General features: G+C 62.6%; 8 protein-coding genes. 5 read left to right on the top strand and 3 right to left on the bottom strand.

All coding sequences use genetic code 11. The features are described 5' to 3' along the window. Nucleotides 1-179: 179 nt before the first annotated feature. Nucleotides 180-878: a fumarylacetoacetate hydrolase family protein gene (locus GNZ12_RS27160; RefSeq protein WP_172315278.1), complete on the top strand. Its 699-nt coding sequence runs from the start codon at nucleotides 180-182 to the stop codon at nucleotides 876-878. A 25-nt stretch (nucleotides 879-903) separates the two neighbouring features. Continuing rightward, nucleotides 904-1,548, top strand: a complete 645-nt coding sequence (gene maiA / locus GNZ12_RS27155) for a maleylacetoacetate isomerase (RefSeq protein WP_172315277.1) — start codon at nucleotides 904-906, stop codon at nucleotides 1,546-1,548. Between the two features lie 75 nt (nucleotides 1,549-1,623). On the opposite strand, the gene ftsY is transcribed toward maiA, so the two are convergent. After that, the gene (gene ftsY / locus GNZ12_RS27150; RefSeq protein WP_172315276.1) at nucleotides 1,624-2,790 is read right to left on the bottom strand and encodes a signal recognition particle-docking protein FtsY; all 1,167 of its coding nucleotides are present in this window, start codon (nucleotides 2,788-2,790) and stop codon (nucleotides 1,624-1,626) included. A 240-nt stretch (nucleotides 2,791-3,030) separates the two neighbouring features. Between ftsY and rsmD the strand changes: the two genes are divergently transcribed. The 3 genes from rsmD to GNZ12_RS27135 all read left to right on the top strand — a co-directional run bounded on the left by rsmD (nucleotide 3,031) and on the right by GNZ12_RS27135 (nucleotide 4,593). Next, nucleotides 3,031-3,645, top strand: a complete 615-nt coding sequence (rsmD, locus tag GNZ12_RS27145; protein ID WP_172315275.1) for a 16S rRNA (guanine(966)-N(2))-methyltransferase RsmD — start codon at nucleotides 3,031-3,033, stop codon at nucleotides 3,643-3,645. Nucleotides 3,646-3,756: 111 nt separating this feature from the next. Further along, nucleotides 3,757-4,272: a pantetheine-phosphate adenylyltransferase gene (gene coaD, locus GNZ12_RS27140; protein WP_172315274.1), complete on the top strand. Its 516-nt coding sequence runs from the start codon at nucleotides 3,757-3,759 to the stop codon at nucleotides 4,270-4,272. Between the two features lie 63 nt (nucleotides 4,273-4,335). Then, nucleotides 4,336-4,593, top strand: coding sequence for a YfhL family 4Fe-4S dicluster ferredoxin (locus tag GNZ12_RS27135; protein ID WP_054035799.1), 258 nt, complete (start codon nucleotides 4,336-4,338; stop codon nucleotides 4,591-4,593). A 94-nt stretch (nucleotides 4,594-4,687) separates the two neighbouring features. On the opposite strand, the gene hisC is transcribed toward GNZ12_RS27135, so the two are convergent. Next, complete coding sequence (gene hisC / locus GNZ12_RS27130) at nucleotides 4,688-5,767, bottom strand: histidinol-phosphate transaminase (RefSeq protein ID WP_172315273.1); 1,080 nt, start codon at nucleotides 5,765-5,767, stop codon at nucleotides 4,688-4,690. Nucleotides 5,768-5,883: 116 nt separating this feature from the next. Further along, nucleotides 5,884-6,489 (bottom strand): aminoacyl-tRNA hydrolase, encoded by a 606-nt coding sequence (pth, locus tag GNZ12_RS27125; protein WP_172315272.1) that lies wholly within the window; start codon nucleotides 6,487-6,489, stop codon nucleotides 5,884-5,886. Between the last annotated feature and the right edge of the window lie 47 nt (nucleotides 6,490-6,536).

Raw genomic sequence — 6,536 nt, 5'->3', positions numbered from 1 at the left:
ATTCAAAGGACGCTATTCAGTGTGAGTATCGCATCTATAGCGGTCCGGCGAGACGATGCGCGCCGGTACCGCCGGCCGCGCACGCCTGTGCTGATCCGCTGCGCCGCGCCTGGCAGCGCGTTACACTCAATGTTTTATCGCCGCGCGGGCGCGGCACAATCCAGAAAACGGAGAACGGGATGAGTTACGTATTTGCACCCGCACCGGTAGTCGCGGTGCCGGTCGTGGGGTCCAGCGAGCAGTTCGCGGTGCGTCGCATCTACTGTGTGGGCCGCAACTACGAGGCGCACGCACGCGAGATGGGGCACGATCCCGACCGCGAACCGCCGTTCTTCTTCGCCAAGCCGGCCGACGCCGTGCTGTTTGTCGCGCCGGGTGCGACCGGCGAATTCCCCTATCCGTCGCAGTCAAAGAATGTCCACTTCGAGATGGAACTGGTGGCGGCGATCGGCAAAGGCGGCAAGAACATCCCGGCCGAAAGCGCGCTCGACCACGTGTACGGCTATGCACTCGGTCTCGACATGACGCGCAGGGATCTGCAGGCCGAAGCGAAGAAGCTGGGCCGTCCGTGGGATACCGCGAAAGGTTTCGATCATTCGGCGCCGCTCGGCCCGATTCATCCGGTCACGACCGTCGGTCACATCGGCAAGGGCGCGATCTGGCTGTCGGTGAACGGTGAGGAAAAACAGAACTCGGACGTGTCGCAACTGATCTGGTCGGTGGCCGAGACGATCGCCTATCTGTCGACGCTGTTCGAACTGCAACCGGGCGATCTGATTTTCACCGGTACGCCGGAAGGTGTCGGCGCGGTGGTGCAGGGCGACCTCATGAAGGGTGGCGTGGACGGGCTCGGCGAGCTCAGCGTACGCGTTGTCTGACGCGCGGTTGGGGGAGACATACAACATGAAGCTTTACAGCTATTTCCGGAGCTCGGCATCCTATCGCGTGCGCATCGCGCTCAACGTGAAGAATCTGCCGTACGACTACGTGCCCGTGCACCTCGTGCGCGACGGCGGCGAGCAGTTGAAGCCCGAGTACCGCAAGGTGAACGTGGACGGCATCGTGCCCACGTTCGTCGACGGCAACGAAGTGCTGCCGCAGTCGCTCGCGATCATCGAGTATCTGGAGGAAACGCATCCTGAGCCGCCGCTCTTGCCGGGGACGCCGGCCGACCGCGCGTATATACGCTCCGTAGCGTTGCAGGTGGCGTGCGAGATTCATCCGCTGAACAATCTGCGCGTGCTGAAGTACCTGAAACACACGCTGTGTGTCGACAGCGACGCGAAAGACGCGTGGTACAAGCATTGGGTCGAAGCGGGTTTCGCGACGCTCGAGGCGCATCTGGCGGCCGATTCGCGCACCGGCAAGCTGTGCTTTGGCGACACCCCGACATTGGCCGACGCCTGTCTGATTCCGCAGGTGTTCAACGCGCAGCGCTTCAACGTCGACACGGCGAAGTTTCCGACGATTCAGCGTATCTACGATCACGCGATGCAACTCGACGCGTTCGCTCGTGCAGCGCCTGGTGTTCAGCCCGACGCGGAATAATGCCGTGGTTTGAATGAAAAAAGGGCGCTCCGAAGAGCGCCCTTTTTGCTTGGTCTGCGACGAAGCTTGCCGTGCTCAACCGCCCAGCAACGCGTCCGAAAACTCTTCCGCGCTGAAAGGCTGCAAGTCCTCGACCTTTTCGCCGACGCCGATGAAGTACACCGGAATCGGACGCTGCCGCGCGATTGCCGCGAGAATGCCGCCCTTCGCCGTGCCGTCGAGTTTGGTGACGATCAGGCCGGTGAGGCCGAGCGCGTCGTCGAAGGCTTTCACTTGCGCAAGACCATTCTGGCCGGTGTTCGCATCGATCACCAGCAGCACCTCATGCGGCGCGCCGTCTTGCGCCTTGCCGATCACGCGCTTTACCTTGCGCAGTTCTTCCATTAGATGCAGCTGGGTCGGCAGACGGCCGGCCGTGTCCGCCATCATGACGTCGATCTTGCGCGCACGCGCGGCGCCGACCGCATCGTAAATCACGGCTGCCGGGTCGCCGCTTTCCTGCGACACCACTGTCACGTTGTTGCGCTGGCCCCAGATTGCAAGTTGCTCGCGCGCGGCGGCGCGGAAGGTGTCGCCCGCAGCCAGCAGCACCGACTGATCGAAGCTCTGCAGATGCTTGGCGAGCTTGCCGATGCTGGTGGTTTTGCCTGCACCGTTGACGCCCGCGATCATCACGACCAGCGGTTGCGCGCGGCCGAGCATCAGCGATTTTTCCAGCGGCTTGAGCAAGTCGATCAGCAGCGTGCGCAGCGCCGCTTTCACCTGCTGCGGATCGGTGAGGCGCTCGGTGCGCACTTTCTCGCGCAGCGATTCGAGCAGGAACTCGGTGGCTTCGACGCCGGCATCCGACATCAGCAGCGCGGTTTCGAGTTCTTCGTACAGATCCTCGTCGATCTTCGTGCCGACGAAAATGCCGGTCAGACTCGAACTCGTTTTCGATAGACCCGTCTTCAGGCGAGTGAGCCACGAACGCTTCGCGCTCCCGTCCAGCGTTGGCGGCGGGACAATTTCGATGGTTTCGAGCGTGGCTGCTTCGGGTTCGAGCTCGTTTGCGGACGCCGCAGCAGCCGGCTGCGTATCGACGCTAACCGGCGCCACCGGCCGCGGCGCTGACGGCGCGATGGGCGCTGCCGGTGCCTCCATGGCGGGTTGGGGCGCCAAGGCTTCCGGCGCCGTCTGCGATTCTTCTGGCGCGTTATCGGACTCTTTCGAACCCTTGAATCGTTTGAAAAAGCTGAACATGATCTGGCGTGGTGAGAGCGCGCGCCGATGCGCGCAGCCGGGACAAGCCCGTGGGAGCGGCAGGCAGCGTTGCGATGCGGGATGCAAGGCGCTGGAAGCCGCACATTTTATCAGGCGCGCCGCCGCCCGTCGTATTGGCCGAATGGCCAGGCTGGACGCCATGCGCCCCTGTGGTAACGTTGGCGCTCCAGTCCGCGCGCATCGGCGTCGCGGGCGCCCCTATAACGTACTCGAAACTGCATGCCCCGTTCTGCTCCTTCACGCGCCCACGGCGCTTCGTCCAAAGGCGGCAAAGCGCACGCCATCCGTATTATTGGCGGCGACTGGAAGCGCACGCCGCTGCCCGTGCTCGACCTCGACGGCCTGCGCCCCACGCCCGACCGCGTGCGCGAAACGCTGTTCAACTGGCTCGGCCAACGGCTGGACGGCCAGCGCTGCCTCGATCTGTTCGCCGGCAGCGGCGCGCTCGGCTTCGAGGCCGCCTCGCGCGGCGCGGCGCGGGTGTTGATGGTCGAGCGCAACGCCCGGGCCGCCACCCAGCTGCGCGCGAACCAGGAGCGCCTGTCGGCCCGTACGATCGAAATCGCGGAAGCCGACGGCTTGCGCCTCGCCGCGAGTCTCGCGCCGGGATCGTTCGACGTGGTTTTCCTCGATCCGCCGTTCGGCGACGATCTGCTCGACAAGGCGCTCGCTCTGGCTTTGCCGCTGCTGAGCCCCGAAGGTTTTCTGTACGTGGAAGCCGGTGCTGCGCTCGAGCTCGATGGGAACGAGAGGCTCGCCGGCTGGGAAATCGTGCGGCAAGGCAAAGCGGGCGCTGTCCACTTTCATTTGCTGCAGCGCGAAAATAAGGAATAATGCGCGTTCCAAAACAAGCAGCGGACGGGTACCGTCACGCGTGCGGTCGGTGCCAAATGCGTCGCGTGGACGCTTTGACGTGCCCATTTGTCTGAAGAGAGGAGAAGTCTCATGGTAGTCGCCGTGTACCCGGGCACGTTCGACCCGCTGACGCGCGGTCACGAAGACCTCGTTCGACGCGCGTCGAGCATTTTCGACACGCTGGTGGTGGGCGTGGCCGATAGCCGCAACAAGAAGCCGTTCTTCACGCTGGAAGAGCGTCTCGACATCGCTCATGAAGTACTCGGGCACTACCCGAACGTTCAGGTGATGAGCTTCAAAGGGCTATTGAAGGACTTTGTCCGTAGCAATAACGCGCGGGTGATCGTGCGTGGCCTGCGCGCGGTGTCGGACTTCGAATATGAGTTCCAGATGGCTGGCATGAACCGCTATTTGCTGCCGGACGTCGAAACCATGTTCATGACGCCGTCCGATCAATACCAGTTCATTTCGGGCACCATCGTGCGTGAAATCGCGCAACTGGGCGGCGACGTCAGCAAGTTCGTGTTCCCGTCGGTCGAAAAACGGCTGACGGAGAAGGTTGCTGAAATGGATTCGAATGACCGTGCGTCGGCGGGGCAACCGTAACCGGCGTAAACTGTCGGTTTGACGGATCAAAGCTGGCTTCGGCCGGCGTGAAGTGAGAGAAGTATGGCCTTGATGATTACCGACGAGTGCATCAATTGCGACGTGTGCGAGCCCGAGTGCCCAAACGACGCGATTTCGATGGGCCCGGAAATCTACGTGATCGACCCGAAGAAATGTACCGAGTGTGTCGGCCATTTCGACGAGCCCCAGTGTATTCAGGTGTGCCCGGTCGAGTGCATTCCGCGCGATCCTGAGCATCTGGAGACGGCGGAAGGTTTGATGGCGAAGTACCACGCGCTGCAGGCGGCGAAGGGCGCGTGAGCGTTGAACGATGATGGAAAACGGCGAGGCGTTTGCCTCGCCGTTTTCTTTTGCGGCAACGTCTGGTGATGAGCGCGTGCGGCTATTCCGATCGTTATCCGACGTAAGCGCTGAAAATGTCGTGCAGTGCACCCAGCAGAATGTCGCATTCGGCGTCGGTGCCGACCGAGATTCGCAGATGCTGATCGATTCGCGCCGCCTTGAAGTGGCGCACGAAGATTTCCTTTTCCCTTAGCCGTGCGACGAGCGCCGCTGCGTCGTAGCCTTCGTGGCGCGCGAACAGCAGATTCGCCGCCGACGGCACCACCTCGAAGCCCAGTGCCGTCAAGCCTGCCGCCAGCCGCTCACGGCTCGCAATCACTTTGGCGCAATGGTCGCGGAACCACGCATCGTCCTCATAGGCAGCGACGGCCGCGACTTGCGCGAGACGATCGAGCGGATACGAGTTGAAGCTGTCCTTCACGCGGTTCAGTGCATCGATCAGCTCCGGATTGCCGAATGCGAAGCCGACGCGCATACCGGCCAGCGAACGCGATTTCGATACCGTTTGAATGACCAGCAGGTTGGGATAGCGGTCGATCAGTGTGATGGCCGACTCAGCGCCGAAATCGACATAGGCTTCATCGATGACGACGACCGATTCGGTGTTTCTCGCCACCAGCCGCTCGATGTCGGCGAGCGGCAGCGGTCGTCCAGTCGGCGCGTTCGGGTTCGGGAACAATACGCCGCCGTTAGGCGCTGTGTAGTCGTCGACATCGATGGCGAAGCTGTCGTCGAGCGCGATGGTCCGATAGTCGACTTCAAAGAGCCGCGCGTAGGTCGGGTAGAAGCTGTACGTGATATCCGGGAACAGCAACGGCTTATCGTGCTTCAGCAATGCCTGAAAGGTGAGCGCGAGCACTTCGTCCGAGCCGTTGCCTGCGAACACCTGCTCAGCGCGAATGCCGTGGTACGCGGCGACCGTTTCGCGCAACTTGCGCGCTGTCGGGTCGGGATAGCGTCGCAGCGACTCGCCCGCGCCGCCCAGTTCCTTCTGAATCGCTTCAAGTACGCGCGGCGACGGCGGATAAGGATTCTCGTTGGTGTTCAGCTTCACCGGATGCGCGACCGCGGGCTGCTCGCCCGGCACATATGGCGTCAGACGGTGAACGATGTCACTCCAGTAGCGGCTCAAGCGATTCTCCTGTCGATGGCGATACGGCGATACGGCGATACGGCGATACGGCGATACGGCGATACGGCGATACGGCGATACGGCGATACGGCGATACGGGGGCGGGCAGGGTGCGCTCAGGGATTATTGCGATGCAGTTGCATCGTCGCCCGTTCAAGCTCGCCCTGGATGATCTGCGGCATCACGGCCAACGTACGTTCGATCGACGCATCGATCACATCCTGCTCGTCCCGTCGCGGCGGCTTTAGCACGTAATTGGCGACATCCGGCTTGGCGCCGGCGCGCGCGCTTTCGGGAATCAGGTCGCGCGGATGACCGATGCCGATCCGCAGCCGCCAGTACTGTTGCGACGACAGATGCGCCGTGATGTCCTTCAGCCCGTTATGGCCGCCGCTGCCGCCACCTAGCTTCAGCTTGACGCTGCCCGGCGGCATATCGAGTTCGTCGTGCGCGACCAGAATTTCGTCTGGGAGAATCTTGAAGAACTGGGCAACCGCTACGACCGACTGCCCCGAGCGGTTCATATACGTCTGCGGTTCCAGCAGATGCACTTCTTCACCGTGAAGCCGGGCCTTCGCGTAGAAACCGTGGAAGCGCCGCTCGTCGCGAAGTGTCGTGCCTGCTTCGCGCGCCAGTTGATCGACCAGCCAGAAGCCGGCATTGTGGCGCGTCGCAGTGTATTCAGCGCCCGGATTACCGAGCCCGACGATCAGCTTGATCATGATTGCGTAGGGCCATCTTGCCCGGGCGTCGAACTCGGCCTAGCCGG

It is taken from the genome of Paraburkholderia solitsugae, assembly GCF_013177695.1.
In the GTDB taxonomy this organism is placed as follows: Bacteria; Pseudomonadota; Gammaproteobacteria; order Burkholderiales; family Burkholderiaceae; genus Paraburkholderia; species Paraburkholderia solitsugae.
The sequence above is the reverse complement of the archived record's forward strand: the minus strand, read 5'-3'. Positions and strand labels throughout refer to the sequence as shown.

What these genes read in the sequence shown, in the direction of transcription:
- GNZ12_RS27160 (WP_172315278.1), top strand. Translation starts at nt 180, where the DNA reads ATGAGTTACGTATTTGCACCCGCACCGGTAGTCGCGGTGCCGGTCGTG.
- maiA (WP_172315277.1), top strand. Translation starts at nt 904, where the DNA reads ATGAAGCTTTACAGCTATTTCCGGAGCTCGGCATCCTATCGCGTGCGC.
- ftsY (WP_172315276.1), bottom strand. Translation starts at nt 2,790, where the DNA reads ATGTTCAGCTTTTTCAAACGATTCAAGGGTTCGAAAGAGTCCGATAAC.
- rsmD (WP_172315275.1), top strand. Translation starts at nt 3,031, where the DNA reads ATGCCCCGTTCTGCTCCTTCACGCGCCCACGGCGCTTCGTCCAAAGGC.
- coaD (WP_172315274.1), top strand. Translation starts at nt 3,757, where the DNA reads ATGGTAGTCGCCGTGTACCCGGGCACGTTCGACCCGCTGACGCGCGGT.
- GNZ12_RS27135 (WP_054035799.1), top strand. Translation starts at nt 4,336, where the DNA reads ATGGCCTTGATGATTACCGACGAGTGCATCAATTGCGACGTGTGCGAG.
- pth (WP_172315272.1), bottom strand. Translation starts at nt 6,489, where the DNA reads ATGATCAAGCTGATCGTCGGGCTCGGTAATCCGGGCGCTGAATACACT.